Annotated in this window: 23 protein-coding genes; 10 read left to right on the top strand and 13 right to left on the bottom strand. The window is 34.1% G+C overall.

The window, feature by feature from the left end; translation table 11 throughout:
* Positions 1-7: 7 nt before the first annotated feature.
* The 3 genes from GQR98_RS07275 to GQR98_RS07265 all read right to left on the bottom strand — a co-directional run bounded on the left by GQR98_RS07275 (position 8) and on the right by GQR98_RS07265 (position 1694).
* Entirely contained in the window at positions 8-745 is a 738-nt protein-coding gene (locus GQR98_RS07275) for a lysophospholipid acyltransferase family protein (protein ID WP_159018939.1), read from the bottom strand.
* A 27-nt stretch (positions 746-772) separates the two neighbouring features.
* On the bottom strand, positions 773-1168 hold the full coding sequence (locus GQR98_RS07270; RefSeq protein WP_159018938.1) for a hypothetical protein: 396 nt from the start codon (positions 1166-1168) through the stop codon (positions 773-775).
* Between the two features lie 115 nt (positions 1169-1283).
* Positions 1284-1694, bottom strand: coding sequence for a BrxA/BrxB family bacilliredoxin (locus tag GQR98_RS07265; RefSeq protein WP_042503973.1), 411 nt, complete (start codon positions 1692-1694; stop codon positions 1284-1286).
* A 404-nt stretch (positions 1695-2098) separates the two neighbouring features.
* Here GQR98_RS07265 and GQR98_RS07260 point away from each other — a divergent pair, with 404 nt between their 5' ends.
* The gene (locus GQR98_RS07260) at positions 2099-2878 is read left to right on the top strand and encodes a TerB family tellurite resistance protein (RefSeq protein WP_159018937.1); all 780 of its coding nucleotides are present in this window, start codon (positions 2099-2101) and stop codon (positions 2876-2878) included.
* Between the two features lie 111 nt (positions 2879-2989).
* A complete protein-coding gene (locus GQR98_RS07255; protein WP_159018936.1) occupies positions 2990-3442 on the top strand; it encodes a DUF1569 domain-containing protein in 453 nt (150 codons plus the stop codon).
* A gap of 62 nt (positions 3443-3504) precedes the next feature.
* Here GQR98_RS07255 and GQR98_RS07250 read toward each other — a convergent pair whose 3' ends face one another.
* The gene (locus GQR98_RS07250) at positions 3505-3741 is read right to left on the bottom strand and encodes a hypothetical protein (protein WP_159018935.1); all 237 of its coding nucleotides are present in this window, start codon (positions 3739-3741) and stop codon (positions 3505-3507) included.
* Positions 3742-3918: 177 nt separating this feature from the next.
* Positions 3919-4932 (bottom strand): LD-carboxypeptidase, encoded by a 1014-nt coding sequence (locus tag GQR98_RS07245; protein WP_159018934.1) that lies wholly within the window; start codon positions 4930-4932, stop codon positions 3919-3921.
* Between the two features lie 164 nt (positions 4933-5096).
* On the opposite strand from GQR98_RS07245, the gene metG reads away from it, so the two are divergent.
* The 4 genes from metG (at position 5097) to GQR98_RS07225 (ending at position 9373) form a co-directional block, all read left to right on the top strand.
* Complete coding sequence (gene metG, locus GQR98_RS07240; protein ID WP_159018933.1) at positions 5097-7163, top strand: methionine--tRNA ligase; 2067 nt, start codon at positions 5097-5099, stop codon at positions 7161-7163.
* Between the two features lie 35 nt (positions 7164-7198).
* The gene (locus GQR98_RS07235; RefSeq protein ID WP_159018932.1) at positions 7199-7717 is read left to right on the top strand and encodes a ferritin; all 519 of its coding nucleotides are present in this window, start codon (positions 7199-7201) and stop codon (positions 7715-7717) included.
* 468 nt (positions 7718-8185) lie between these two features.
* The gene (locus GQR98_RS07230; RefSeq protein ID WP_159018931.1) at positions 8186-8659 is read left to right on the top strand and encodes a lipocalin family protein; all 474 of its coding nucleotides are present in this window, start codon (positions 8186-8188) and stop codon (positions 8657-8659) included.
* 9 nt (positions 8660-8668) lie between these two features.
* Complete coding sequence (locus GQR98_RS07225) at positions 8669-9373, top strand: OmpA family protein (RefSeq protein ID WP_159018930.1); 705 nt, start codon at positions 8669-8671, stop codon at positions 9371-9373.
* Positions 9374-9445: 72 nt separating this feature from the next.
* Here GQR98_RS07225 and GQR98_RS07220 read toward each other — a convergent pair whose 3' ends face one another.
* Positions 9446-12439 carry a DNA polymerase III subunit alpha gene (locus GQR98_RS07220; RefSeq protein WP_159018929.1) on the bottom strand — a complete coding sequence of 998 codons (2994 nt, stop codon included), beginning with the start codon at positions 12437-12439 and terminating at the stop codon, positions 9446-9448.
* 80 nt (positions 12440-12519) lie between these two features.
* Between GQR98_RS07220 and GQR98_RS07215 the strand changes: the two genes are divergently transcribed.
* Together GQR98_RS07215 and GQR98_RS07210 are read left to right on the top strand one after the other, a co-directional pair.
* Positions 12520-13302 carry an XRE family transcriptional regulator gene (locus GQR98_RS07215; protein WP_159018928.1) on the top strand — a complete coding sequence of 261 codons (783 nt, stop codon included), beginning with the start codon at positions 12520-12522 and terminating at the stop codon, positions 13300-13302.
* Between the two features lie 84 nt (positions 13303-13386).
* Positions 13387-13833: a LexA family protein gene (locus GQR98_RS07210; protein ID WP_159018927.1), complete on the top strand. Its 447-nt coding sequence runs from the start codon at positions 13387-13389 to the stop codon at positions 13831-13833.
* Between the two features lie 88 nt (positions 13834-13921).
* On the opposite strand, the gene GQR98_RS07205 is transcribed toward GQR98_RS07210, so the two are convergent.
* The 7 genes from GQR98_RS07205 to GQR98_RS07175 all read right to left on the bottom strand — a co-directional run bounded on the left by GQR98_RS07205 (position 13922) and on the right by GQR98_RS07175 (position 24892).
* On the bottom strand, positions 13922-14200 hold the full coding sequence (locus tag GQR98_RS07205; RefSeq protein WP_042499551.1) for a F0F1 ATP synthase subunit epsilon: 279 nt from the start codon (positions 14198-14200) through the stop codon (positions 13922-13924).
* 79 nt (positions 14201-14279) lie between these two features.
* Complete coding sequence (gene atpD, locus GQR98_RS07200) at positions 14280-15788, bottom strand: F0F1 ATP synthase subunit beta (RefSeq protein ID WP_159018926.1); 1509 nt, start codon at positions 15786-15788, stop codon at positions 14280-14282.
* Between the two features lie 157 nt (positions 15789-15945).
* A complete protein-coding gene (locus GQR98_RS07195; protein WP_159018925.1) occupies positions 15946-17499 on the bottom strand; it encodes a G-D-S-L family lipolytic protein in 1554 nt (517 codons plus the stop codon).
* 1 nt (position 17500) lies between these two features.
* Positions 17501-20284, bottom strand: coding sequence for a TonB-dependent receptor (locus GQR98_RS07190; RefSeq protein ID WP_159018924.1), 2784 nt, complete (start codon positions 20282-20284; stop codon positions 17501-17503).
* A gap of 216 nt (positions 20285-20500) precedes the next feature.
* A complete protein-coding gene (gene glmS, locus GQR98_RS07185; protein ID WP_159018923.1) occupies positions 20501-22354 on the bottom strand; it encodes a glutamine--fructose-6-phosphate transaminase (isomerizing) in 1854 nt (617 codons plus the stop codon).
* Between the two features lie 12 nt (positions 22355-22366).
* A complete protein-coding gene (locus tag GQR98_RS07180) occupies positions 22367-24055 on the bottom strand; it encodes a DUF4270 domain-containing protein (protein WP_159018922.1) in 1689 nt (562 codons plus the stop codon).
* Between the two features lie 27 nt (positions 24056-24082).
* Positions 24083-24892 (bottom strand): glycogen/starch synthase, encoded by an 810-nt coding sequence (locus tag GQR98_RS07175; RefSeq protein ID WP_159018921.1) that lies wholly within the window; start codon positions 24890-24892, stop codon positions 24083-24085.
* A 162-nt stretch (positions 24893-25054) separates the two neighbouring features.
* On the opposite strand from GQR98_RS07175, the gene panC reads away from it, so the two are divergent.
* Positions 25055-25906, top strand: coding sequence for a pantoate--beta-alanine ligase (gene panC, locus GQR98_RS07170; RefSeq protein WP_159018920.1), 852 nt, complete (start codon positions 25055-25057; stop codon positions 25904-25906).
* A 13-nt stretch (positions 25907-25919) separates the two neighbouring features.
* Positions 25920-26270 carry an aspartate 1-decarboxylase gene (gene panD / locus GQR98_RS07165; RefSeq protein ID WP_159018919.1) on the top strand — a complete coding sequence of 117 codons (351 nt, stop codon included), beginning with the start codon at positions 25920-25922 and terminating at the stop codon, positions 26268-26270.
* The last annotated feature ends 4 nt before the right edge of the window (positions 26271-26274 follow it).

The following is a 26274-nucleotide window of genomic DNA, read 5'->3' as shown; positions in this document are numbered from 1 at the left end:
GTGTTTTTTAATGTTTTATATGTTCTACAATAGTGGTTTCCACACTATTTATCAAATCTTGTCTATTAGCAAAGGTACTAACTTTTATAGGCTTATGCACGGTAAATTTTATGTGAGTGCCCAAACCCATTGGGAATTTGCCATAACGCAATGTTTTCCAAGAGTTATTTATAGTAATAGGGACAACTAATGCAGATGGTATTTTTTTAAGTAAAATTTCCAATCCTTTTGTTTGAAAAGGCTTTGGGTAACCGTCTACACTGCGCGTACCTTCCGGAAAAATTACCGCGGCACGTTTGGTTTCTTCTATATACTCACCAAACTTCATAATAGCAGGTAAAGATTGTCTTGGATTTTTACGATCTATTAAACAAGACCCACCGTGGCGCAAATTGTAAGATACACTTGGTATGCCTTTTCCTAATTCAATTTTACTAATAAATTTAGGATGATGCTTACGCATATACCACATAAGTGGTGATATATCGTACATACTTTGGTGATTAGAAACAATAATTATAGGCTGGTCGGTAGGAATATCATGTGGGTTATCAAAAGTAAAACGTGTACCCAAAATATTTAAGCAGCGCATTAAAAAAAACTGCAAGGCATCTACACTTTTTTTAAGTGCTTGATACCCAAAAACCCTATAGCAAAAGGCCTGAATAGGGTGAAATACAACAATGGTTAATAAAAACGCAAAGGCATATATAATAGTTAGCGGATAAGATATCAGTTTTACCATGCCTCAAAAATAAGTAAAAACTTAGTCTTAAAAAACAGGCACGCACTTGTTATTTTCGCAAATTATGTCGCTTGGTGGATTTGGCACAGAACAATCTGATAAAATATTCCATTTTGTATTAAATTCAGCTTCAACCCGATTATAGTTTTCTACCAAAGTCTTTAAGTTTTCTACGTTAATAGAAGTAGAATACACCAAATACCCTTGAAGTCCGCCGCAAGCTTTACTGCCATAAGCCATAAACTCGCAACTGTGAGTACCATCGCAAACAGATGCATAAACAATTTCATCAATTTCAATCTTTAACTGAGCCAGTTCTAAACGATCACTCTCTATATCGCCATAATCATCTTCCTCACACTGAAAAGCCATAAACAGCATACTAAACAAAAACAAGCTTGGCAATAAAATCGATTTCCGCATAAAACAGTTTTTATTTTATAGATGCAAAATGCAAGAAATGGTTGCGTAAAAACGCAAAAAAACCACGATAAATCGTGGTTTTTATATAAATTAAATCAAGTTTTTATAAACTAGACTAGCAATTTGCATTGTAAGCATCAACAAGGTTTTCAGCAATTAATTCTGCTGGACGACCTTCAATGTGGTGACGCTCTAACATGTGTACTAATTCGCCATCTTTAAATAAAGCCATACAAGGTGAACTTGGAGGAAACGGAACCATAAATCCACGAGCCGCATCAACAGCCTCCTTATCAACACCTGCAAAAACCGTAGTAATATGGTCTGGGCGTTTTGCGTTTTGTAAACTCATTCTCGCACCTGGACGCGCATTAGCTGCTGCACAACCACAAACCGAATTTACAACTACAAGTGTAGTTCCCGGTTTTGCAATAGCCGCCTCAACCGCCTCGGCAGTATGTAATTCTTCAAAACCAACGTTGGTTAAATCCTCACGCATAGGTTTTACTAATTCTGCTGGATACATATCTTTTAAATTTTTATGTTTTATAATTAATCTCTGTTACAAAGTTAGTCAAAAATCATGCGATTTAAGACAACTGTCAGGTTTAAGTCGTTCATAACCACCAAAACCTGACAAATTTACGTATAATTCTTTGGGCGTTTCCCTACGGGTCAGGCTATCCGCTATATCTTTTTTGCTCAAACCAAATTTCGTCATTGATATAAAACCATAGAGCACAGGCAAAGTTCGAGCTAAAATTAAACCACAGGCAAATCACAAAAAAGGATGCCGCTACTATCCTTAACGCACATATCCGCCAAAATAAATCATAAGTTAAAAGCATCACAAATTCGCCAATGTTGTAACAAAACCCATAAAAATTCAACTAACAATAGTATATTTGAACCATAAAAAACAAACATTACATGAGTTTTTCAAAATGGATAGGCGCCTCTTTAGGCTGGTCGTTTGGCGGACCAATAGGAGCCATAATAGGCTTAGCATTAGGTAGCGTTATAGATGTTATGTCTAATGGAAAAGGAAGTCCTTTTTTAAACCAAGGACAACCGCAAGAAGGTCAACGAACCACATATAGCACACGCTCGCAACAACGCCCGCAAACACAATCGGGAGATTTTGAGGTAAGCTTACTTATTTTAGCTTCCATAGTTATAAAAGCCGATGGTAAACAAGACCAACGCGAGCTAGATTACGTACGTCAACAATTTGTAAATATGTATGGTAAAGAGCGTGCCAATACTGCTTTTGCGCTTTTTAAAAATATAAACAAACAAAATAATATTTCTACACGCCAAGTCTGTTTACAAATTAAACAAATGATGGACCACCCATCGCGTTTACAACTTATGCACTTTCTATTTGGTATAGCCAAAGCCGATGGTTTAGTAACTGAAGACGAGGTAAAACAAATTTACACCATAGCCGGTTATTTAGGCATAAGCTCTCGCGATTATGAAAGCATCAAAGCCATGTTTTACGATAGTAGCGACAATGCATACAAAGTTTTAGAAATCACTAAAAGTGCTAGCGTAGACGAAATTAAAAAAGCCTACCGTTCTATGGCTAAAAAATATCATCCAGATAAAGTTATTCATCTTGGAAAAGAACACCAACAAGGTGCCGAAGAAAAATTTAGACAAGTACAAGCTGCTTACGAGCAAATACAAAAGGAACGTAGATTTTAATGATAGATTAAGTTTTTCTTAAAAAAAACACTTTTCAACCCAAAAACAATTGGTAATAAGAACTTTAAGCAATAAATTTAGTGCATTATACTATATTAATACTTCTTTCTTATGAAAAACATGTTCAATTCCAAAGACACACAAGCTGTTGTTGAAAGAATTAAAACCTTAGACAACCAAGCCCAACCGCTTTGGGGCAAAATGAGCGTAGACCAAATGCTAGCGCATTGCAACGTAACTTACGAAATGGTTTACGACAACAAACACCCAAAACCAAACGCTTTTAAGCGTTGGATGCTAAAAACCATTGTAAAACCAATAGTTGTAGGAGACAAACCTTATAAAAAGAATAGCCGTACCGCTCCAGAATTTGTAATTACCGATACCAAAAACTTCGATTTGGAAAAAAGCAGACTCGTTGATTTTATCAATAGAACTCAACAATTAGGTGCAAATCATTTCGAAAATAAAGCATCGCATTCCTTTGGCAACTTAACCAATAAAGAATGGAATACCATGTTTTACAAACACCTAAACCATCACTTAAATCAATTTGGAGTTTAAACCCATAAAAAAAGCCAACTATTAAATAGTTGGCTTTTTAATTTTAATGATATCAATAAGTATTATTTATCGATATAAGTTTTAGTTTCAGTTCCTTTTCCAAAAACCATAACTAATTTATCTTGTTCATTTGTATAAACAGCTTCTAGTTTCCATCCTTCACTTTCAGAAGCTTCAATTAAGCACTTACGCACATCAGGATTAAAAAGGTTTAAATTTGTTTTTACTGTATCTGCATTAATAATATTAACAGAAAATAAAAGCATTACTGCTGCGCTTAATAATTGTAATTTTTTCATTGAGAGAAATTTGTTGGTTAAACATAAAAATTAGTCTGTAAAACTACAATGTATCACGTAATTACAACAAAATATTAGCCGACGGTACTTTATTAACGTCAAACTAAACTACCAAGCTAAAAACCAAAGTATAACACTATCATTTACAATAAAAAAACTTAACAAACTAGAACGTTCTTACTTAAAAACTATAGTAGATTTTGCTTTAGAAACGTTCAAATCAATTGTTCGCCCTAAAATTAAAGCACGATTATCTCTTTCGTGTCCCGCAGGCACATTAAAAGCTATTGGGAAATTATAATCTGAAAGAGCATCTAAAAACAATTGCTCTATAGAAGTTCCCCAAGGCGTCGTGTTTTTTCTAACTCGGCTAATACCACCAATAATAACACCTTTGCAGTTATCAAAATACCCTGCACGTTTTAAACTTTGTAACATACGATCTATATGGTATTTATACTCACCTACTTCTTCTATAAAAAGAATTTTTCCGTCCGTATCAATACTGGTTTTAGAACCTAACATGGTATGTAATAAAGTTAAATTACCACCAACTAAAGGTGCAGAAACAGAACCCGCTCGGTTATAAGTAGAACCTTCGAGCGTATAACTTAATGGCTTCCCGAAAATAGCCGCCTTAAAAGTAGCTATTGGTTTCGCTATAGTACTCAAATCATTAGGTAAGCTAACACACATAATACCGTGTATGCTTTCTATACCTTCATTATTAAATTGATTGTGCAATGCCGTAATATCGCTATAGCCTATTAACCATTTTGGGTGTTGCTTAAACTTAGTGTAATCTAGCTTATCCAAAATTCTAACCGTACCATAACCACCTCTAGCACACCAAATGGCACTAACGGTTGGGTTATCTAAAGCATTTTGAAAATCGGCACAACGCTCATCATCGGTACCAGCAAAATGATCGGCTTGGCTAAATACATGTTCGCCAACAATGGTATGCAAACCCCAACTTTTAAGTAACGCTTTGGCCGCTTCAATTTCTTTAACGCCGTTTTTTATAACACCAGATGGTGCAACAATAGCAACCGTATCGCCTGCTTTTAAATATGGAGGTTGTATCAATTTAGTAGAGTTTTTTAATGGTGTTTCTTGTGCCGATAGTGTAGTTTTTCCGAAGAAAAAAAAGGAACAAAATAAAATTGTAATAAATGTAATTCGTGTCATAATGTAAATGTACATTTTTTTTCTAAATAGGGCTTAAATTGATTACTTTTACGGCTTGAAAAACACTTGTGTTTACGAATAAAATAGATATATTTTTCAACACAAACAGTTGATTTTAATACAGATAAACTTCAAAAACACACTCATAATATAATTTTAAATTGATGAACACACCAAAACGATATACCATTACAACCGCTTTACCATACACCAACGGCCCAATACACATTGGCCATTTAGCTGGTGTTTATGTGCCTGCAGATATTTATGTACGCTATTTACGATTAACCGGAAACGATGTTGTATTTATTGGCGGAAGTGATGAACATGGTGTGCCAATTACTATTAAAGCTAAAAACGAAGGTGTAACACCTCAAGATATTGTAGATAAATATCATGCTATTATTAAAAAATCTTTTGTAGATTTTGGAATAACTTACGATAATTACTCTAGAACTTCTGCTCCAATTCATCATGAAACAGCTTCGGAGTTTTTCAAAACTTTAGATGCAAAAGGTGAATTTATTGAAGAAACATCGGAACAATTATACGATGCTGCTGCAAATCAATTTTTAGCAGATAGATTCGTGATTGGAACTTGCCCAAAATGTGGTAATGAAGAAAGTTACGGTGACCAATGTGAAAACTGTGGAACAAGCCATAATGCTACCGATTTAATTAATCCTAAATCGGCTATTACAGGTAATGTGCCAACCTTAAAACAAACAAAACATTGGTATTTACCACTAGATAAACATGAGGATTTTTTAAGAGAATGGATTCTTGAAGGACATAAAAAAGACTGGAAACCTAATGTTTACGGACAATGTAAATCTTGGATAGACGATGGTTTACGCCCAAGAGCCGTAACCCGTGATTTAGATTGGGGAATTCCTGTACCTGCTGAAGGTGGCGAAGGTAAAGTACTTTACGTTTGGTTCGACGCACCAATTGGTTATATTTCGTCTACCAAAGAATGGGCTGCTCGCGAAGGAAAAGATTGGGAACCATACTGGAAAGATAAAGACACAAAATTAGTACACTTTATAGGAAAGGATAATATTGTATTTCACTGTATTATTTTCCCGGCGATGTTAAAAGCTGAAGGATCTTATATTTTACCTGAAAATGTACCAGCAAACGAGTTTTTAAACTTAGAAGGTAATAAATTATCAACTTCTAAAAACTGGGCTGTTTGGTTACCAGAATATTTAGAAGATTTCCCTGGACAACAAGATGTTTTACGTTATGTATTAACAGCAAATGCTCCAGAAACTAAGGATAACGATTTTACTTGGAAAGATTTTCAGGCAAGAAACAACAACGAGTTAGTTGCCATTTTCGGAAACTTTATAAACCGTGTTGTTGTTTTAACTAACAAATATTACGAAGGTGCTGTGCCTACGCCTTCAGCATTTGAACAAGTAGACGAAGAAACTTTAGCTACCATAAAAGCATATCCAGATGTTATTGCAAGTTCAATAGAGCGTTACCGTTTTAGAGAAGCTAGCCAAGAGTTAATGAATTTAGCACGTTTAGGAAACAAATACTTAGCCGATGCAGAACCTTGGAAAGTAATTAAAGTTGATGCAGAACGCACAAAAACTATTATGTATGTAGCATTACAAATAGCATCGGCATTAGCAACTTTAAGTGAGCCATTTTTACCGTTTACTTCAACTAAATTAAAAAACATATTAAACCATACTGCCTTAGGAACAGAAACTACTTGGAAAGAAGTTGCTATAAAAGAGGTATTACTTCCTGCAGGTCATAAAATTGGTGAAGCTGAATTATTATTTTCTAAAGTAGAAGATGAAACAATTCAAAAACAACTTGATAAACTAGAAGCTAGTAAAAAAGCTAACGAAGCAGCAAATAAAGTAGTAGAACCACAAAAGGACACTATAAACTTTGATGATTTCACTAAACTTGATATGCGTGTTGGTACCATTATAGAAGCTGAAAAAATGCCGAAAGCTAAAAAACTTTTAGTTTTAAAAGTAGATACAGGTATTGATGTTAGAACTATTGTTTCTGGTATTGCAGAAAGCTTTACGCCGGAAGAGGTTGTAGGCAAACGTGTTACTGTTTTGGTAAATCTAGCACCAAGAGCCTTACGCGGTGTAGAAAGTGAAGGCATGATTTTAATGACGGAAAGTGAAGATGGAAAACTTGTATTTGTAAATCCCGATACAGATAATGTTGCCAACGGATTAACTATAAGTTAAACAGAATTTACTAACTTTATAAAAAAACAAGACCTATGTTATCAAAAGCTATAGAAAAAGCATTAAACAATCAAATAAAAATAGAAGCAGAATCTTCTCAAATATATTTAGCAATGGCCTGTTGGGCCGAAGTTAAAGGTTTAGAAGGGGTTGCAAACTTTATGTATGCACAATCTGATGAAGAGCGCGAACACATGTTAAAACTCGTAAAGTTTGTGAACGAGCGTGGTGGTCATGCAAAAATTTCGGAATTATCGGCACCTAACGTAACTTTTACTTCATTTAAAGAAATGTTCGAGAAATTGTTCGAGCACGAAGTATTTGTATCTCAAAGTATAAACGATTTAGTCCATATTAGCTTAGAAGAAAGAGATTATGCATCACACAACTTTTTACAGTGGTATGTTGCTGAGCAAATAGAAGAAGAAGCTGTAGCTCGCACCATTTTAGACAAGATAAACCTTATTGGAGATGATAAAGGTGGATTGTATCTTTTTGATCGCGATATAGAAAACTTAACTGTAACTTCCGCATCTGCAGATGGTTTGCAATAATTTTAACATTTAATCTTATTTAGATTTAATAAAAATAGTTATTTTTGCCCAAGATAAATTTGATATCTCTTAAATTTCAGATTCTGTTTTGGGCAAAAAAAAGAAAAAAAAGGCAATTAAAATGTTACGTGAATTAGGAGTAGAACTTCCTGATAAAGTAAAAAGCAGTTGTTGTAAAAAATTTAAAAAAGGCGAAAATAAGCGTTGTAAAAAATGCCCTTGTTTCGACTTGCTTAAAAAAGTGGCATAATCACTCTTAATACCTAAAAATATTCGTACCGAAAACCATCCGTGTTTTTGGTGTTTACTCAAGTTCAATTCCCGATAACGTTAAAAAAATAATTTATAGTGACTACCTATACCGCATAGGGGTCTTAACTTGCGTACATCAAATTGTTTCTTTTTTTTGAGAAGCAATAAATAGTGATAATTTTTAAACCCAAATAGAAACCTAATTAATACATGTAAATGAAAAGAATAGCAATTTTATTAGTGTTAGCATTAACTTTAGCTTCATGCGGCACATCAAAAGTAGTGCGAACTTCAAAAAAAGTAATGAAAGGAAATTGGACGCTAAGTACTATTTCTTATAGTGAAAAAGGCACCTATAATGTATCTCTCTTAGATGATGCTCCAAAAGCATGTTTTGAAGGTAGTGATTGGCAGTTTATCCCGAATAATAATTCAGGAATCTACACCATTAACGATACCAATTGTGGTATTGGTGCTCGTAACTTCATTTTTACCATTCAAGAAGTTGATCCTACTACCGATCTGTACGATTTCTTATTGAAACCTACAGACGAAAAAGGAAAATCGCCAACCAACTACGGTTACAGAATGCAACTTACTCAACTTACAGAAGCTACAATGCAATGGCAACAAACGCTTAACGTGGAGGGTAAACCATTTACAATTACAATGAATTTTACAAAACAATAAAACATACAGATGAAAACAATATTTAATAAAATCGGATTAATTCTATTAGCACTCGTACTTACAGTAAATGTAACAAGTTGTAAATCGGTACAAAATGCAAATAACAAACAAAAAGGTGGAGCTATTGGTGCTGCAGGTGGTGCGCTTTTAGGAGCCATTATCGGTAACAACGTTGGTAAAGGTGGTAATGGAGAACTCGGAGCTGTTATTGGTGGTGTTATTGGCGGTGGTGCTGGTGTACTTATTGGTAACAAAATGGACAAACAAGCTCAACAAATTGAAAACGAAATTCCTGGCGCTAAAGTAGAGCGTGTAGACGATGGTATTGTAGTAACTTTTGACGAGAATAGTGGTGTATATTTTAATACAGCAAAGTATAATGTTAACGCAGCTTCTCAAGAAACTTTAAATAAATTAATTGCTGTTTTTCAAGAATACCCAGATACTAACGTATTGGTTGTAGGCCATACAGATAGTGTTGGTAGTGAAGAGTTAAACATGACACTTTCTAAAAATAGAGCAACTGCTGTTACCGATTATTTTTTAAGTAAAGGTTTAAGTCGTAGTCGTTTCACAACCAACTGGTTTGGAGAAGCACAACCAACACATGATAATACTACAGCAGAAGGTCGTGCAAAAAATAGAAGGGTAAATATTGCAATTTTACCGAACGAAAAAATGATTGATGATGCTAAAACTGAAGCTGGACAATAAGCTAATTTTTTTAGACGAATCAATAATATTAAGGCTATTCTTAAAAAGAATAGCCTTTTTTGATTTTATACACTAACCTATCCGTCGGTTAGTATTTGTTATAAACTTAGGTGGCGGATCGCTATAACGTGGATCTTGAATAACAGCAAGTTTTTCCATAGTAACAACTTCAATAGTTATACAATCGAATTCCTCTATCACCTTACCAGTAATAGTATAAATCCCCTTACCTCTAAAAGGGTATTTACTTGCCACAGGCGGAAAATGAACGGTATCAATAAAATGCCCATCGTAATCTAAAAACGTTCCAAAATGCATGTATTTACCGCTAGATGTTACCGTGTTCTTTGTTGTCACCAAATAACCTTCAATAGAAATATTGCGATTTTTAAATTTTGGAAGTTGCAATGCTCTTAAAGGTTGTACAGCGGTTTGCTCCAACAAACCAAACGGATTGCAAAGCGTAAAGCCTAAAAGCTCTAAAGCATCAAAAGCATCTTCCAAAGCCGAACTTGGCAATTCTGGCGTTTTGTAATCTATACGTTTAGTTTCAAACAAATTAATAGCATGTTCTTGCACCACTGTTTTACTTATTTTTAAATGAGCTTCCCAAAGTAATTCGCGCTTATTAACACCCGTAAACCGAAACGCATTTATTTTAATTAGAATAGCGGTTTGCTCTACAGATATACTTAGACGCTCAACAAAATCGTCTAGATTTTTAAACGCACCATGTTCCTCTCGGTCTAAAAGTAATTTCTTAATAGTTTTTACTTCCAAACCATGCAAAAACATAAAACCTAAATAAATATGTTTACCAATAATAATAGTTTCATTAAAACTTGTGTTAACACAAGGTGCCTCAATAATACCACCATGCATTCTAGCCTCGTGCACATAAAGTTCTGTGCTATAAAAACCACCAAAATTATTAATAGTAGCCACCATATATTCCAACGGGAAATAGGCTTTTAAAAACAAACTTTGGTAACTTTCTACCGCATAAGATGCCGAGTGTCCCTTTGCAAATGCATAACCAGCAAAGCTTTCAATTTGTTTCCAAATCTCTTCAATTAAATGTTCTGGCTCTCCTTTTTGTCTACAATTGCTAAAAAAAAGGTTTTTCACAGATAGAAATTCATCACGAGATCTAAACTTACCCGACATACCGCGTCGTAATTTATCAGCTTCAGCTAAAGTTAAACCTCCAAAATAATGCGCCACTTTAATAACATCTTCTTGGTATACCATAACGCCATAGGTTTCGGGCATAATACTAAGCAAAACGGGGTGTGCTTGCTTACAACGTTCCGGATCGCGATAACGCAATATATATTCGCGCATCATACCCGATTTAGCAACTCCAGGACGAATAATAGAACTCGCAGCTACTAACCCCAAATAGTTATCAACCTGAAGTTTTTTAAGTAACATACGCATAGCAGGCGATTCAACATAAAAACACCCAATGGCCTGAGCGTGTCGCAAAATATGCTTAATATTTTCATCCGTCTTAAAACCTTTAATATCATGAATATCAATAGGTTCTTTTTCTGGATGATTATATTTTACAATATCTACGGTGTCTTTAATTTTTCCTAAACCACGTTGGCTTAATATATCGAATTTATAAAGCCCAATATCTTCAGCAACTACCATATCAAAATGTGTGGTAGCAAAGCCTTTCGGCGGAAAAAATGTTGCCGTATAATAATGAATAGGCTTTTCTGAAATAATAATTCCACTAGCATGAATTCCCAAATAATTAGGAAACCCCTGAATATATTCGCTGTAAACAAGTACTAATTTTGATAGTTTATCTAAGGCTTCAATATTGTAGCGGCCTTTGCTAAGCATATCTATTTCCGATTTTGGTAAGCCGAAAACCTTACCTAATTCACGTACCGACGCTTTAAATTTAAACGTATTGTAAACTGCTAAAAGCGCGGTGTTTTTAAATGTTTTAAAAATGAATTGTGTAATATCATCCCGATCGGTCCAAGAAAAATCAATGTCAAAATCCGGCGGATTCTTTCGGTATAGATTTATAAAACGTTCAAAGTACAAATCGAGTTCTACGGGGTCAACATCCGTAATTCGCAATAAATACGCAACAATACTATTGGCGCCACTACCTCTACCTACATAATAATAATTTTTACTTCTGGCGTATTTTAAAATTTTCCAATTCATTAAAAAATAAGACACAAACTGCTTCTCTTTAATAATGCTTAACTCTTTTTTTATTCGATTAAAGATAACATCATCTGGGTTTTGATAACGATACGCCAAACCACTATAGGCAAGTCTTTCGAGCAATTTATAATCTAAATCCTCACTCTTAGTATACGATTTTTGATTGTTAGGTATGCTTTTCGAGAAATCGAAATTTATAGAACATCGGCTTAAAATAGCTTTAGTGTTTTTTATAAGCTCAGGGAATTCTCTGTAAACATCGTGCAATTTATTAGCAGAAAGCATAACATCGGTTTCTAAACCTTCCTCACTTTTTGACAACTTACTTAACAACGTATTATTATCTATTGCACGCAACAAACGGTGGGTGTTAAATCCTTTTTTATTTTCAAAAGAAACCGATTGTAAAACCACTAATTTAGAGACGTCTTTTTTCTGTTTAGAAAACTTAAGTTTATTTAAATCTTGTAGCTTTACACCTAAAAACTCATGTTTTTTTAAGTTGAAACTTCCATCTTGTTTATAAGGATAAATAACAAATGTATCGTCTAATTGAGGAGCACAATCTGGGATTACTAAACTAGCATCATGCAAAAAAGTGGACAAATAATTATTAATATTATAGAACCCCTTGTTGCTCCTAGCAAGGAGTATAAATTTTTGTTCTGCGCCATTTCTAAAATCTACACCCAATACTGGTTTTATTTTATATTTTTCGGATAACCGAACAAAATCTAAACACGCCGATGTGTTATTAATATCGGTTAGCGCCATAGTTTTAAAGCCATATTCCGCAGAAATGGCAAGTAGTTTTTCGGGGCTTATTGTCCCATAACGCAAGCTGAAATATGAATGACAATTTAAATACATAAGTTTTGCAAAATTAGCTACATTTAAAAGTAATTGTTGCTTACATTTGTAGTAAACCAAATTAAATATTAAAACGAGTAATGAAATTCATTCAATCCAACATTAAACATTTACGTACTTTGAAAAGTTTTTCTCAGGAACGTTTTGCGGACGAATTAGGTTGGACACGCTCCATTGTGGGTTCTTATGAAGAAGGCCGCTCAGAACCCCCTATAGATCGTTTAATAGAGCTTTCGTCTTATTTCAATATACCAATAGATATTTTGGTGAAAAACGATTTAAGACGTACTAAAAACACCTCTTTTATAGAAGTAGGAAACAAGCGTGTACTGTTTCCGGTAACGGTAAACGACATGGACGAAGATTTAATAGAAATTGTACCTACCAAAGCTTCGGCAGGATATTTACAAGGTTATGCAGATCCAGAATATATTGAGCAACTTCAAAAAATAAAACTCCCCTTTTTACCAACAGGAACGCATCGTGCGTTTCCGATAAGTGGAGATTCTATGTTGCCCGTAAAAAGCGGTTCGTTTATTGTTGCAAAATTTATCGATACAATAACCGATGTAAAAAACGGACGCACTTATATTATACTCACCAAAGACGATGGTTTAGTATATAAAAGAGTCTATAATAAAATTGAAGAAAAAGACTCTTTAGAGCTACATTCTGATAATAAACTATACACACCTTACGATGTAAAAACCGCCGATATTATGGAAATTTGGGAGTTTACGTGCTGTATTAACACACAAGAGTATAGTGAAGAAGAACTAAAACTAAGCAGCATTGTAAATATGTTTCAGGAACTTAAAGTCGAACTAAAATCGATTAAAGGCTTAGAAAGCTATGATTTTTAATATTACATTAACCAACCGAAATAATGATAAGGGCTTCTATTTTTTAAAAGACCAACGTATCATTAAAAATAAAACCCAAACCCTATGGCTATACAGTTAAAACAATCTGCTCCTTTAACGCTTTTTAATCCCGAAGAAATAGAAAACGCAGGTGCGCTTTATTTCGATACAGGTATTTCGGCAGGTTACCCTGCTCCTAACGAGGACTTTAGCCAGCAGCATCTTTCTCTAGATACTGAGCTAGTTAAAAATAAAGAAACCACATTCTATGCACGTGTAAGCGGGCAATCTATGATTGGTGCAGGACTAGATGATAACGATTTATTAGTAATAGATAGAAGCATAGAGCCCACAAATAATAAAATTGCGGTTTGCTTTTTAGATGGTGAGTTTACTGTAAAGCGTTTAAAAGTGGATAAAGATGAAATGTGGTTAAAACCGGAAAACCCAAACTACCCTATTATTAAAATTACTAGTGATAATAAGTTTCTTATTTGGGGGATTGTAACTAATGTGATTAAAAAGGTATAAATATTAAGCCACATTATACTTAAATTTAAAACATAAAAAAATGCGAAGCTTTAGCTTCGCATTTTTTATATAATATAAAATTGATGTTTTAGTCTGCTAAAACAATCAACTTATTGTTTTTTAATTCTAACGTTCCAGAGTTAATTTTTAACAATGTAGCTCCTTTATCGTTTTTGGTAAATTTATCTTGAACCGCTTCATCTAATTCTACGTTTCCTGAAATTTTCACAAAACCTTCTTTTAAAATAGATATAATTGGCACGTGATTATTTAACATTTCAAATTCGCCATTTACTCCTGGAACAGCAACACTAGTTACTTCTCCACTAAATAAGGTTGCTTCTGGTGATACAATTTCTAAATACATAATTTTTAAGTATTCCGTAATCAGTAATCAGTATTCAGTCGCGTAATGCTGACTGTTGACTTATAACTGCTTACTAGGTTTACGCTTCAGCTAACATTTTATCTCCAGCTTCAATAGCTTCTTCAATAGTTCCTTTAAGGTTAAACGCTGCTTCTGGTAAGTGATCTAATTCACCGTCCATAATCATGTTAAATCCTTTAATAGTTTCTTTAATATCTACTAAAACACCTTTAAGACCTGTAAATTGCTCTGCTACGTGGAAAGGTTGAGATAAGAAACGTTGTACACGTCTTGCTCTACCTACGGCTAATTTATCTTCTTCAGATAATTCCTCCATACCAAGGATAGCAATAATATCTTGTAATTCTTTGTAACGTTGTAATAACTCTTTAACACGTTGTGCACAGTTATAGTGATCGTCACCTAAAATATCAGCAGTTAAAATTCTTGAAGTAGAATCTAATGGATCTACCGCAGGATAAATACCTAACTCAGCAATTTTACGAGATAATACTGTTGTTGCATCTAAGTGAGCAAAGGTTGTAGCCGGTGCAGGATCCGTTAAATCATCCGCAGGTACGTATACCGCTTGTACAGATGTAATAGAACCTCTTTTAGTTGAAGTAATACGCTCTTGCATAGCACCCATTTCTGTTGCTAATGTTGGTTGGTAACCTACCGCAGAAGGCATACGACCTAATAATGCAGATACCTCAGAACCAGCTTGTGTAAAACGGAAGATATTATCTACGAAGAATAATACATCTTTCCCTTGTCCTTCACCAGCACCATCACGGAAATACTCAGCAATAGTTAAACCAGATAATGCTACACGAGCACGAGCTCCAGGAGGCTCATTCATTTGTCCAAAAACGAAAGTCGCTTTAGACTCTTTCATTCCAGATTTATCAACTTTAGATAAATCCCATCCGCCTTCTTCCATAGAGTGCATAAAGTCATCACCATACTTGATAATTCCTGACTCTAACATCTCACGTAGTAAATCATTTCCTTCACGAGTTCTTTCACCCACTCCAGCAAATACAGATAAACCACCGTGTCCTTTTGCTATATTGTTAATCAACTCCTGAATTAATACTGTCTTACCTACTCCAGCACCACCAAATAAACCAATTTTACCACCTTTTGCATAAGGCTCAATTAAATCGATTACTTTAATACCTGTAAATAAAACTTCAGTAGAAGTTGATAAATCTTCAAATTTTGGTGCTTGACGGTGAATTGGTAACCCAGCAGAACCTGCTTTAGGTAAATCTCCAAGACCATCGATAGCATCTCCAATTACGTTGAATAAACGTCCGTAAACATCATCACCAACCGGCATTTGTATAGGTGCACCAGTAGCAGTAACCTCTGTTCCTCTGCTTAATCCATCAGAAGAATCCATAGCGATAGTACGCACAGTATCTTCACCAATGTGAGATTGTACTTCTAATACTAAAAGCGATCCATCTGCTTTTTTAATTTCTAATGAATCATAAATTTTTGGAAGTTCAGCACCAGCTCCGAATTCAACATCGATAACTGGACCTACTATTTGTGCAACTTTACCTGTAACTTTAGACATTACTTATGTGTTTAATATTATGCGTTTTAATTCAGTGAAAACACTTTGAGTTTTCGCGTGCAAATATAGTGGTTTTAATTTAAAATGAAAGTCGTTTTTATAATAAAAAAACGCATTCCATTGGAACACGTTTTTTATATTTTTAATAATTGCGCTTTTATTGTAATGTAGGCGCGTAATTTGTTGGGTAATCTCCCGGATTTGGAACATTACCAGAGTCAATAAAATTAGCACCAAAAGAGGTATCTATAGCTTCTAAAAACTTGTATGCCATATATGAATATCCTCTTGCTGTTAGATGAATTCCGTCTAGACTAACAGCTCCTCCTGTTACTAAACTAGCATTTAGTGTGTAATCACCATAAACAATTCCTGTTGTAGCTAACTCTGATAAAATAGAATTTAAATCTACTAAAGCAATATTATCATTAGCATCTGACACGGCTTTAATTGTTACATTATAGGCATCTGTTGCTTCTTTAATAGCCAATTGTTCTTCTGGTGTTAAAACCCATTGATCTGCTAATGGTACGGCAACACCGTTTATACTTTGTGCATTTCCAGGGATAGCTTCTGTTCCTATAAAAGAAGATGAACTAAGTACGAGTAAATCATCTACAGTAGCTTGTCTATACTTTGGAATTTCAGCGAAAGCAGGATTAATTGCTCCCAAATCGGTTAAATCTTCATCAATAATAACAACAGCATTTTGTCCTTCAGTAAAATTTATAGTTCTTTTCTCAAGCTCTTCAGCAGTAAACAGACCAGTAGCTTGCAATGCAGCGTAAGCTTGCTGTAAACCTCCATTATATGTCCCATAAGCAGCAACACTATTTAAAAAGCCAGCAGTAGCAGCATCTAACGGAATTGGATTATATGGCACTGTTGTAAAATGTGGTAAATCTGTAATATAAGGCACATTTGTAACCACACCTTTAGCTCCTCCACTAGTTAAAGTAGAAACTAAACCACTTAACACATTAGCAAAAACATTAGGATCTGTAATGTCATTACTTCCATATGTAGAGGGATCTAAATTACCTTGTTGATCTACTCCGCTTCCACCTGAAACAGCAAAACTTAGAACATCATTCGCTCCCATTTCTGATAAAGTAAAAAACGTAGGGCTTTGCGCCATAGCGTCTCCTAACATAGTTGTGCTTGGACTTGATGCCATTCTTACAAAGTAAGGATTAGCATAAGAACCTACTCCTGCAAGACTACCGTAAGAATCTGATAGTAAATGAAAACTTTTTGCTCCAGGAACACCTAAATTACTAAAAGGCCCGGTTGGGTTGTTTAAAACAATATCTGTAGATACCGTTACTGGGCCAACCACAGACTCTAAAGGCACTGGAGTAGAACCACCAAAAACAAGTCTTGGTTCTGCTATTCTTGTACCGCCAGCCGCCAAACCTCCAAAATTATCATTGGTTATAGGTTGTGTAAAATCTCCACCTCCTATACCAGCAAATTGATTTGCCAATATATTTGGAAAAGAATTATTTTGCCCCGCCATAAAAAGCGCGCCATCTGTATATCCTGCCGTAAAAGATGCCCCAAGAGACACGTATGTTGTAAAATCTGCCGAGCCAGAAGTTAGTTCTGGCAAAACCTCAGCGGCTTCATCTCTATTAACGTCTTCAATTTCGTTACAACTTGTAAAACCAATTAAAGCTGATAATGCTAATATATATTTTGTGTTTTTCATCTTATAAATTATTAATTGTCCATGAAACATAATACATTGATCCAATATGACCTGTACCCACTGCTGTGAAATATTCATCTCCTAAAAGATTAGTTGCACCTGCCTTAAAAATAGATTTCATAGATGGAACCTTTAAGTTAATTTGCGCATCTACAACATGGAATTCTGGAACAACACCATTTGCAAAAGTTGCTTCCCAATAATAATCGTCACTAAATCTATAAGCTACGTTAAATCCGAAGTTTTCAAATAAATCCGTATTACCAAAAGACGCTTTAAATTTATGTTCTGGCGTATTAAAGTTTGTTGCAAAATCTGGATATGCTTCGCTATCAAAATCTAATTTAGCATAAGTATAACTTCCGCTTAAATCGAAATCACCAAAGACTTTAGTAGATACTCCAACAGATGTACCGTACGAATTTACATTAGCTTCAGAGTTTGTATATGTACTATATGCTTGGCTATCTCCATTTGCCAAAGCAGCTACAGATGCACCACCATCACCAACTGTTCCATAAAAAGGAGCAACCACAACTTCTTGAGATATAAAATCTTTATAGCTATTGTAATAAGCACTAACATCTACAGTAATTTTATTAAACTTACCTCTATACCCAACTTCTCCAGATGTTACTTGTTCTGGTTTTACTAAATCTGGGTTTGCAATTTCTAATACCGCAGGGTTTCCTGTCGCAGCTAGTTCTAAAGCAGAACTTGCAGTATATGAATTATTATAAGCCGCAGCTCCTGTTTGAGTAACGCTAGGCGATTGCACAATAGCAGCACCTCCAGGTGATAAATCGTAATTTCTAGTCCATCTATCTAAATTACTAGGAGCCGAACCTACTAAAATTGCTCTACCTGCGTTTAGGCCGATAAATAAATCTTGAGTTGTAGGGTTTCTAAACCCTGTTTGCACAGAAGCTCTAACATTATGATTTTGATTAAGTGTAAGTGCTGCAGAAATTCTTGGAGACACAAAACCATCAAAAAACTCAGACTTATCATAACGAGCTGACCCCGTTAATTTTAATTCCATTTCATCGTTAAGTTCAAGGTTTTTCTGAATTTGAGTATAAATTCCATATTCAGAATATGTAATAGGACCATCAATATCTGTATAAATAGTACCTGAAGAATTTAAACTATATTCTCTAAAAGAACCACCAACTTGAATATCAGCAAAATCAATAAGATGACTAAAATTATAATTAGCATCTGCATGATAATATTTAGAAGCATCTTGAAATTTAGAACCTGTAGTTAAATCTGGATCTGCTATACTTTTATTAAATGCAGCAACAAACTCATCAGAGCCTGGAAGAAATCTTCCTGTATCAGCAACATTTCTTGCTGCAGCGTGCGCTTGAGTTTCATCTGCACCACCAAGGGTTGCAGAAATAAAGGCACCAGTATACTCACCAAACCATGTATTATTATCTTTCCAAGCACTATTAATATTAATTCCTGTAAAAACCATATCATAAGAATCTCCAGCTTTATCTGATACTACGTAACCTCTAACAAAGAAGTTATCGTTTCTAATTTCAATTTTATGTTGTTCTTGAAAAAAGTTATTAATGTTATACCTGTTTGTACCTTGGTAAATTGTTGAACCTGTTCCAACCTTACCAACATAAGATATTTCGAAATCATTTTCCCATGGACGGTAGTATAAACCCCAGTCAGATTTAATACTACTAGCATCATAATTCGTTAAATCTCTTTCATCATAGCCTGTTCTACTTACATCCACAAGTGGCACTAAATTTACTAAAGCTGGATTAGGTAAATTCGCTAAAAAAGTTTCACTTTCTATTACGTTTTTTAAATTCGTAGAAACTTCATCTCCATAAACATTAACACCATCGTAATCTATATTTGCTCTTGTTCCACCTATATTCGTTTTATCGTCTTCATTAACTGCAGCCCAATCGGTTCCTTTTAAGTAACCGAAATTTACTTTAGCTGCAAATTTATTACTGAATTTATAAGCTGCACGAATACTAACATCTGTATACTCATTATCTCCAGAAGCTTCTTGTGACGTAAGACCTCTTTTTACAGACGCACTAATACCTTGGTGATCGAAAGGATTTTTACTTCGCATAAATAAAATACCATTAAAGGCATTTGCTCCGTATAATGCAGAAGATGCTCCAGGCAGTAATTCCACACTTAAAACATCTGTTTCTGTCATACCTACCAAGTTTCCGATAGGGAAATTTAATGCAGGTGTTGAGTTATCCATACCATCTACTAACTGCATGAATCTATTATTAGCAAATGTTGCAAAACCTCTTGTATTTACCGACTTAAAAGTTAAACTGTTGGTATTTACATCTACACCTTTTAAGTTCTCTAAACCATCGTAAAAATCGGCAGATGCAGTGTTTTTAATTTCTTTTAATCCAAAGCGCTCTACTGTAACAGGAGATTCAAATATTCTTTCGGGAGTTCTAGAAGCTGAAATTACAACTTCATCTAAAGAAGTTCCTTCTTTTAAAATAAAATCTACTTTTTGATTCTTTTTGGTAATTTCTACTGTAACCGTTTCAAACCCTACACTACTGGCTTGAACTGAGAACGGAGGGTTTTGGTTGTAGGTTAAAGAAAAGTTACCATCAAAATCTGTAACGTTTCCTGTAGAGGTGCCAACTACAATAATATTGGCTCCTGGAATGGGTTGACTATTGTCATCGACAACAGTACCAGTAATAGTTGTTTGGGAAAAAGTTATTCCACAAAAAAACAACGTAAAAAATAGGAGAATTGCTTTCATTTATATGAACGAATTTAGATTTAGAATAGCAATATATGTATATTAAGTATTATTTACACATAAAAAAGCAAAAAAATTATGCGCGCATAGCACTTATTGATAAAAAAGCATAGCTATAATTGTGATTTTGATAAAAAAAGAGTGTTATAAATGAAAATCAGCCTGATTTCAAGTTTTGAAATCAGGCTGATTGAATTTTAATTTTTATATAAAATATTACTCTACCGTAACAGATTTTGCAAGGTTACGTGGTTGATCTACATTTTTGTCTAACAACACAGCAATATGATAAGATAACAATTGAAGTGGAATAGTTGTTAATAAAGGAGTAAGCGACTCTAAAGTTTCTGGAACCTCTATAACATGATCGGCTAATGCCTTAACTTGTACATCCCCTTCGGTAACTATACCGATAATTTTACCTTTTCTAGATTTAATCTCTTGAATATTACTTACTACTTTTTCGTAATGTCCTTTTTTTGTTGCAATAACAATAATTGGCATATTCTCGTCAATTAAAGCTATTGGTCCATGTTTCATTTCTGCCGCAGGGTAACCTTCAGCATGTATATATGAAATCTCTTTTAATTTTAATGCACCTTCTAAAGCTACAGGAAAGTTAAAACCTCTACCTAAGTAAAGCATGTTTCTAGCATCTTTATAAATATCTGCAATCTTTTTAATAGTTGCATCAGACTTTAAAGCTTCTTCAACTTTTTTAGGAATCATTTCTAACTCTAATAAGTGCTGACGGAAATCTGAACTACTAATAGTTCCTTTTGCTCTAGCAAGTCTTAAAGCCATAAGCGTTAAAACTGTAATTTGAGTTGTAAAAGCTTTTGTAGATGCTACTCCAATTTCCGGACCTGCATGTGTGTAAGCTCCCGCATCTGATTCTCTAGCGATAGACGAACCAACTACATTACAAACACCAAAAACAAATGCACCTTTAGATTTCGCTAATTTAATAGCTGCTAAAGTATCGGCAGTTTCACCAGATTGTGAAATAGCGATAACAATATCGTTTTCTGTAATTATAGGATTTCTATATCTAAATTCTGAAGCGTATTCAACCTCTACAGGTATTCTAGCTAAATCTTCAAAAATGTATTCTGCAACTAATCCAGCATGCCAAGATGTTCCACAAGCAACAATGATAATACGATTGGCATTTAAAAACCTTTTCATGTTATCTTCAATACCTGCCATTTTAATAATAGCGTCGTTGCGTAACAATCTACCTCTATAAGTATCGGTAATAGCTTTTGGTTGCTCGTATATTTCTTTCAGCATGAAATGATCGTATCCACCTTTTTCAATTTGCTCTAAATTTAATTGAAGCTCTTGAACGTATGTATCAACAATAGAATCATCTTTTATTTTTCTTACTTTAATTCCTTTATGGAATCTAATAACTGCCATTTCTTCATCTTCTAAATAAACAGCATTTTTAGTATACTCTAAAAAAGGAGAAGCATCACTAGCTATAAAGAATTCATCTTCATTTTCACCAATACCAATGGCTAACGGACTTCCTAAACGAGCCACAACAACTTCTTCTGGCTTATTTTTATCGAAAACAGCAATAGCATAAGCTCCAATAACTTGGTTTAATGCAATTTGAACTGCTTTTCCTAATTTTACTTTTTCTTTCTTTTTTACATCTTCAATTAAATTGATAAGAACTTCCGTATCTGTATCTGATTGAAATGTATATCCTCTTGTAATTAATTCTTGCTTAAGAGAATCGTAGTTTTCAATAATTCCATTATGGATTATTACTAATTCTCCAGAGTTTGAAAGGTGTGGGTGAGAGTTAACATCGTTTGGCACACCATGTGTTGCCCAACGTGTATGCCCTATACCAACACTACCTGTTTTAGTTATTTCTGCAGTGGCGCGTTCTTCTAAATCGGCTACTTTACCCTTTGTTTTAGATACTTTTAGGTCTTTACCATCAAAAAGAGCAATTCCAGCACTATCGTACCCTCTATATTCTAATCGTTTTAAGCCTTCAATTACTATTGGGTATGCTTCTCTATATCCAATATAACCTACAATTCCGCACATAAGTTGATGTTTTTAATTATTTGGTTCTGTGTAAAACACTTTAAATTTCATTCTTTTCTTGTCATCAACATTTACATTTGAGCCATACAATACTGTACCTCTTGGAGTAATAACCGATGCCGTTGGTAAACCCGTAACATCCTCATCATCACTATCCGCGATTCTAGAAATATTTGTATAATTCACATTGGTAGATAAAACCAAACCAATTTTAGTATTTGTTGAATCGTTGACCAAGATATTATTTAAATGTTCGGTTAAACGAATTTTATATTTATAAACACCATTTTCATCGACAACACGTTGACCTAAACTAATTATCTTAGAATTAAATGGATCGGTACTAGATTCAACTGGATCAATTTGATAGTCGTAAGTAGATATACTATTATTGATATCGTAAGCATAAATTCTATTGAAATGACTATAATTATTACCATTAGAATCGTCTGGAAGCGCTTGCATAACCTCATCTTCAGAGATAACAAGTTGCGCATCGTTAACCAATCTATTTAAAACATAGTTACCATCTTCATCTTTTTCGTAATCATCATCTCCACTAGGTATTCTAAAACTATCTAAGAAATCCTTTTTAGCTTCATCATTTTCAAACAAATCAACAACAGCCATAGAATTACCAGAACCTTTTAGATACAAAGATTGATCCCCATTAGTTTGATCTCCATCTGCTAGTGTAACTTCTGTAATTTTATTCACAAAAGTATTTAATGTGTTTCCTGTAAAAGATAACGTGTATGTTCCTTCAACTGTTTCCCCAGCAGTGGTAGAATCGTAATTATAATTAATAACAATATTAGCATCTGTAGATGCCATATCCAGTAAAACCATACTTCCGTCATCACCAATTGCCTCAGCTTTAAAAAACAAACCTCTAAAATAGTTAGCAAAATTATTAGCATTACTTAATTCAACTCCACCCTCTTTACTTATAATAAGCGTTTTCCAAAATTCAGCATCCAATTCAGCAGTAAAAGCAGGTGCACTTCTAGTTGTTATCTCATCGTCAGTTCCTTCATCTGTAATTGTTATAATAACAGAACTATCAGGTGTCACACTTTCTTGCTCAAAAATTAACTGATCTTTTAAATTATCAAAATTAATAACAGAAGTTCCATTATAAGCCATATTATCAGAGCTTCCATCTGAATATGAATAATACCTTTGTGCTGTATCATCATTATCATCTGCAAAAGGATCAAAATCTCTTAAAAAATATTCGTTTTTGTAAATAGATAATTTAAAAGGTTTTATAGTACCTGAATAATCACCGTATAAAGAATCTTGAATAGTATACTCCGCATTACCATCCTCATCAAAATCAATAACACGACTGAAATAAGGAATTGTAAGCACGACTGAAGTTATCACCGGATTATCACCAAAATCTGGATCATAACTAGATGGTGTTACTTGTGTAACAATACTAGCAGCGGTTTGTCCGTAAACCGGATCGTTAAACACACCTAACAAATAAGATGCTAAACCATTGACCTGTACAGACTCTGTTGTTTTATTATAAGCTACAATAGGAATTTCGTAAGAATCTGTGCTAAAGTTAGCATTATCTTTTCCTAAAACAGCACTTTCTAATTCTGTAAACTCTTTATCGCAACCAACAAAACCGGTTAATACAAATAGGAATGCTGCAGATAATTTAAGGGCTTTAAATGTCTTTTTCATAAGTTGTTTTAAATGAATTTGAGAGGGCTAGCCTAAAACTTCGTTATTAAAGAAGTTTGTATAAGCTTCGCCAAATTCATCTTTGGTTTTATACTCTAAAATAGGTTTATTAGACGCCTTTATGTAAGCATCTACTTCTTCTGTTATATCTTCAGACCCTACTATTAACGCATCGGAGTAATCAATAGCAACTTTCATTAAGTTGTTGTAAGTTGGTTCTTCGAGCACTTTTATAGCATCTTCATTAATATTGTCAAATTTAACTTTATTAATCATATCTTTATTTAACGTATTGTTAAAACTTTGATTGTATATCGAAGTCACAATTTTACTTTGGTTAAATAAAGGCTCGTCTTTGTAATACTCTTTTAAATAAACTGGTAGCAAAGAAGCTAACCAACCATGTACATGTATAATATCTGGAGACCAGTTGAGTTTTTTAACGGTTTCTATAACACCTTTTGCGAAGAAAATAGCACGTTCATCATTATCAGAGAATAACTTTCCAGCTTCATCTGTTAATGTTGCTTTTCTTTTAAAATACTCATCATTATCAATAAAATAAACCTGAATACGTTCTTTTGGAATAGAAGCTACTTTAATAATTAACGGCATATCTAAATCGTTAATCACTAAATTGATACCTGATAACCTGATAACTTCGTGTAACTGATGTCTTCTTTCATTAATATTCCCGTATCGAGGCATGAAGATTCTTATTTGCCCTCCTTGTTGATTTACTAATCTTGGCGCTTCAAACGACATTGACGAAATCTCTGTTTCCGGTAAATAAGGAACTACTTCAGATGATACGTATAATACCCTCTTATCTTTCATATGTTTATTTTTGATGACTTTTAATTTATTTTTTAACAAAAAATAGTAGCAAAAACCCTTAGTTTGTTGCAAAATCTCGTTAAAAAACACGCAAAAGTACAAAATTTTATGCAGATTGCTCGTAAAATCTTAAGTTTGCAAGCGTTAAATTTTAAATAAAAGGTGGAAGTTTACTCGGAAAAACAACAAATTACGGCTGCAATTGATGCCGCAAAAGCTAAAAAACTAACTTTAGGATTAGTGCCTACCATGGGTGCTTTACACGAAGGACATTTACAATTAGTAATAAAAGCTTTAGAAGAAAACGATCTAGTTGCGGTTAGCATTTTTGTTAATCCAACTCAGTTTGATAACCCTGAAGATCTCGATAAATACCCGAGAACTTTAGAAAACGATATAGCATTATTAAAAACAGTAAGCGCGACCAAAATTATGGTTTACGCTCCTACTGTAGATGATGTTTACGAAGGTAATACCGTTTCAGAAACCTTCGATTTCGATGGTTTAGAACATGAAATGGAAGGCAGATTTAGGGATGGTCATTTCGATGGTGTAGGCACCGTTGTAAAACGCCTTTTCGAGATTGTAAAACCGCATAAAGCATATTTTGGTGAAAAAGATTTCCAACAACTACAAATTATTAAAAAGTTAGTTGAAAAACATCACATGCCATTAAAGATAGTAGGTTGCAAAATTCATCGTGAATCTAACGGTTTAGCAATGAGCTCCAGAAACACAAGGTTAAAGCCGGAATTTAGCACCGCTGCCCCCTTCATATATGAAACACTAAAAACTGCCAAACTAAAATTTGGCACAAAAAGTGCTACTGAAGTAGAGGAATGGGTTGAGAAACAATTTAAAAATCATGAATTATTAGAATTAGAATATTTCATAATTTCTGAAGTTGAAACCTTAAAACCTTTAAAACGAAAATCAAACAACAAAGCATATAGAGCATTTATTGCAGTGTATGCAGACGATATTAGACTTATTGATAATATCGCACTAAATTAATTATCTTTGCCGCATGCAAATTCAAGTAGTAAAATCTAAAATACACAGAGTAAAAGTAACCGGTGCCGACTTAAACTATATTGGTAGTATCACTATTGATGAAGATTTAATGGAAGCCGCTAATATTATTCAAGGTGAAAAGGTTCAAATTGTAAACAACAATAACGGTGCTAGGCTAGAAACCTATGCCATTCCTGGACCAAGAAATAGTGGTGAAATCACCCTTAATGGCGCAGCAGCACGTTTAGTTGCTCCTGACGATGTACTTATTTTAATAACGTATGCTTTTATGGATATAGAAGAAGCAAAAGTTTTTAAACCATCGTTAGTTTTTCCAGATGAAGCGACCAACTTACTCAAATAAGCCG

Origin of the sequence: Algibacter sp. L3A6 (genome assembly GCF_009796825.1) — a bacterium.
Taxonomy (GTDB): Bacteria; Bacteroidota; Bacteroidia; order Flavobacteriales; family Flavobacteriaceae; genus Algibacter.
This window is presented reverse-complemented; position numbering and strand designations above follow the sequence as displayed.

Bases quoted from the DNA above. Each gene is read 5' to 3' on its own strand.
- glmS (WP_159018923.1), bottom strand. From the start codon at position 22,354: ATGTGCGGAATTGTAGGTTATATTGGATATAGAGAAGCATACCCAATA.
- GQR98_RS07245 (WP_159018934.1), bottom strand. From the start codon at position 4,932: ATGACACGAATTACATTTATTACAATTTTATTTTGTTCCTTTTTTTTC.
- GQR98_RS07250 (WP_159018935.1), bottom strand. From the start codon at position 3,741: ATGAAAAAATTACAATTATTAAGCGCAGCAGTAATGCTTTTATTTTCT.
- GQR98_RS07195 (WP_159018925.1), bottom strand. From the start codon at position 17,499: ATGAAAAACACAAAATATATATTAGCATTATCAGCTTTAATTGGTTTT.
- GQR98_RS07225 (WP_159018930.1), top strand. From the start codon at position 8,669: ATGAAAACAATATTTAATAAAATCGGATTAATTCTATTAGCACTCGTA.
- GQR98_RS07255 (WP_159018936.1), top strand. From the start codon at position 2,990: ATGAAAAACATGTTCAATTCCAAAGACACACAAGCTGTTGTTGAAAGA.
- GQR98_RS07210 (WP_159018927.1), top strand. From the start codon at position 13,387: ATGGCTATACAGTTAAAACAATCTGCTCCTTTAACGCTTTTTAATCCC.
- GQR98_RS07205 (WP_042499551.1), bottom strand. From the start codon at position 14,200: ATGTATTTAGAAATTGTATCACCAGAAGCAACCTTATTTAGTGGAGAA.
- GQR98_RS07235 (WP_159018932.1), top strand. From the start codon at position 7,199: ATGTTATCAAAAGCTATAGAAAAAGCATTAAACAATCAAATAAAAATA.
- GQR98_RS07175 (WP_159018921.1), bottom strand. From the start codon at position 24,892: ATGAAAGATAAGAGGGTATTATACGTATCATCTGAAGTAGTTCCTTAT.
- GQR98_RS07230 (WP_159018931.1), top strand. From the start codon at position 8,186: ATGAAAAGAATAGCAATTTTATTAGTGTTAGCATTAACTTTAGCTTCA.
- GQR98_RS07270 (WP_159018938.1), bottom strand. From the start codon at position 1,168: ATGCGGAAATCGATTTTATTGCCAAGCTTGTTTTTGTTTAGTATGCTG.
- GQR98_RS07265 (WP_042503973.1), bottom strand. From the start codon at position 1,694: ATGTATCCAGCAGAATTAGTAAAACCTATGCGTGAGGATTTAACCAAC.
- GQR98_RS07275 (WP_159018939.1), bottom strand. From the start codon at position 745: ATGGTAAAACTGATATCTTATCCGCTAACTATTATATATGCCTTTGCG.
- GQR98_RS07260 (WP_159018937.1), top strand. From the start codon at position 2,099: ATGAGTTTTTCAAAATGGATAGGCGCCTCTTTAGGCTGGTCGTTTGGC.
- GQR98_RS07215 (WP_159018928.1), top strand. From the start codon at position 12,520: ATGAAATTCATTCAATCCAACATTAAACATTTACGTACTTTGAAAAGT.
- metG (WP_159018933.1), top strand. From the start codon at position 5,097: ATGAACACACCAAAACGATATACCATTACAACCGCTTTACCATACACC.
- GQR98_RS07190 (WP_159018924.1), bottom strand. From the start codon at position 20,284: ATGAAAGCAATTCTCCTATTTTTTACGTTGTTTTTTTGTGGAATAACT.
- atpD (WP_159018926.1), bottom strand. From the start codon at position 15,788: ATGTCTAAAGTTACAGGTAAAGTTGCACAAATAGTAGGTCCAGTTATC.
- GQR98_RS07220 (WP_159018929.1), bottom strand. From the start codon at position 12,439: ATGTATTTAAATTGTCATTCATATTTCAGCTTGCGTTATGGGACAATA.
- panD (WP_159018919.1), top strand. From the start codon at position 25,920: ATGCAAATTCAAGTAGTAAAATCTAAAATACACAGAGTAAAAGTAACC.
- GQR98_RS07180 (WP_159018922.1), bottom strand. From the start codon at position 24,055: ATGAAAAAGACATTTAAAGCCCTTAAATTATCTGCAGCATTCCTATTT.